Source organism: Pseudomonas sp. P5_A2_2 (assembly GCF_054177685.1).
In genome coordinates, this window is the sequence record NZ_JBGCUL010000846.1 from 1 (window position 1) to 1936 (window position 1936).

The following is a 1936-nucleotide window of genomic DNA, read 5'->3' on the forward strand; positions in this document are numbered from 1 at the left end:
GGCGCTCAACCCGGCCAGCAAACGCTCTTGCTCCGGGCTCGAATGGCGACGGCTGGCCACCACGGTGAACGACTCGCCTGGCGCTAATGCATCACGCACCTTGATCGCCACCGGCGTGCCACCTTTATCGCCGCGCCAGGCACCGAGGCCGGCGCCACCGACATAGAAACGACCGTTGGTCGGCATCGACACCACGCCGAACACCACTCGACCGTTTTCGATCAGGGCGATGTTGACGGTGAATTCTTCGCTGCCGCTGATGAACTCCTTGGTGCCATCCAGCGGATCAACCAGCCACCAGCGCTGCCATCCGGCCCGCACGCTTTGGGGGATGTTGGCGTCCTCTTCGGAGAGCACCGGAATGCTCGGGTCCAGTTTCGTCAGCCCGGCCAGAATCAGGTGGTGCGCGGCCAGGTCTGCAGCGGTCACCGGCGAATCATCAGCCTTCGCCGTGACGGCCGTGCCCGTGCGCCAGAACGGCAGGATTGCCTCACCGGCCTGCAAGGCCAGCTCGATGACCGGTGCCATCAACGGATGCGGGAAATTCATGGCTGGAACGCTCCGCGCTGAGTCAGCAGGTCTCGGGCCAGGTACAGCGCCGCCAAGGCTCGGCCTTCAGTAAATTGCGGGTTTTGCGCCAGCGCCGAGAGTTCACGCAGATTGATCTTGTCCACCCGCATCGGCTCGGGCTCGTCGCCTTCCAGTCGCTCTTCGTAGAGGTCGGTGGCCAGCACCACCTGAATCTTCTGGCTCATGTAACCGGGGGACAGCGACAGCTCGGTCAGGTGCTCCAGTTGCCGCGCACCGAAACCGGCCTCTTCCTTGAGTTCACGCTCGGCCGCCGCCAGCACGTCTTCGCCCGGCTCGATCAAACCCTTGGGCAACGACATTTCATATGCATCGGTGCCGCCGCAATACTCCTCGACCAGTACCGCATGCTCGGCATCGAGCATCGCCACGATCATCACCGCGCCGTACCCGGCACCCTTGCCAACCAGGCGTTCATAGGTGCGCTCCACGCCGTTGGAAAAGCGCAACTTCAGCTCTTCGACGCAGAACAATCGACTGGTGGCGACAATTTCGCGGGCGAGTATGGTGGGTTTCTGGCGCATGCAAAGCTCCTTGGCGTGAACGCGCTACTATAACGCGGCTTGCCCGATTGTTTACGCCAGAAATCTTTCTACTGCCCGAGACGTTGCCATGCCTTCATTACCCTGGTCCGACATCGATACCGTTCTGCTGGACATGGACGGCACGCTGCTGGACCTGCATTTCGACAACCACTTCTGGATGGAGCACCTGCCCCAGCGTTACGCAGAACTGCACGGGGTCAGCCGGGCCATGGCCGAGATGGAATTGCAGCCGTTGTTCGAGCGCAATGCCGGCCAGTTGCAGTGGTACTGCCTGGACTTCTGGAGCGCCGAACTGAAGCTGTCGGTGCGCGACCTGAAACTGGAAACCGCGCATCTGATCGCCCTGCGCCCGGATGCCGACACCTTTCTGGCGGCGATCAAACGGGCCGGCAAGCGCGTGGTGCTGATCACCAATGCCCATCGGGATGCACTGTCGTTGAAGCTGGAAAAAATCGAGCTGGCGCCGTACTTCGAGCGCTTGATCAGTTCCCATGACTACGGCTTCCCCAAGGAAAACCCGCAGTTCTGGGATGCGCTGCAAGCCGATATCGATTTCGATCCGGCGCGCAGCCTGTTCATCGACGACACCTTGCCGATTTTGCGCAGTGCACGGGACTTTGGCGTGGCGCATTTGCTGGCCGTGCGTGAACCGGACAGCCGCAAGGGGCCGAAGGATACGGCGGAGTTTGCGGCGGTCGGGGATTATCGGGATTTGATTGCGGGGCTTTGATACCGAGGCGCCTGCTTCGCGGGCAAGCCACGCTCCCACAGGATCTGCGTCGTTCGCATCCTTCGTGAACGGC

Annotated in this window: 3 protein-coding genes; 1 reads left to right on the forward strand and 2 read right to left on the reverse strand. The window is 61.9% G+C overall.

The window, feature by feature from the left end:
* Both ACXRVY_RS26460 and nudE read right to left on the reverse strand, forming a co-directional pair.
* Positions 1-549, reverse strand: a 549-nt coding sequence (locus ACXRVY_RS26460) for a 3'(2'),5'-bisphosphate nucleotidase CysQ family protein (protein ID WP_458238668.1), incomplete at its 3' end; no start/stop codon positions are given.
* Positions 546-1112, reverse strand: a complete 567-nt coding sequence (gene nudE, locus ACXRVY_RS26465) for an ADP compounds hydrolase NudE (protein ID WP_223462740.1) — start codon at positions 1110-1112, stop codon at positions 546-548. The genes ACXRVY_RS26460 and nudE, both read right to left, overlap by 4 nt.
* 88 nt (positions 1113-1200) lie before the next feature.
* On the opposite strand from nudE, the gene yrfG reads away from it, so the two are divergent.
* Positions 1201-1863 (forward strand): GMP/IMP nucleotidase, encoded by a 663-nt coding sequence (gene yrfG, locus ACXRVY_RS26470; protein ID WP_150755608.1) that lies wholly within the window; start codon positions 1201-1203, stop codon positions 1861-1863.
* Positions 1864-1936 lie beyond the last annotated feature (73 nt).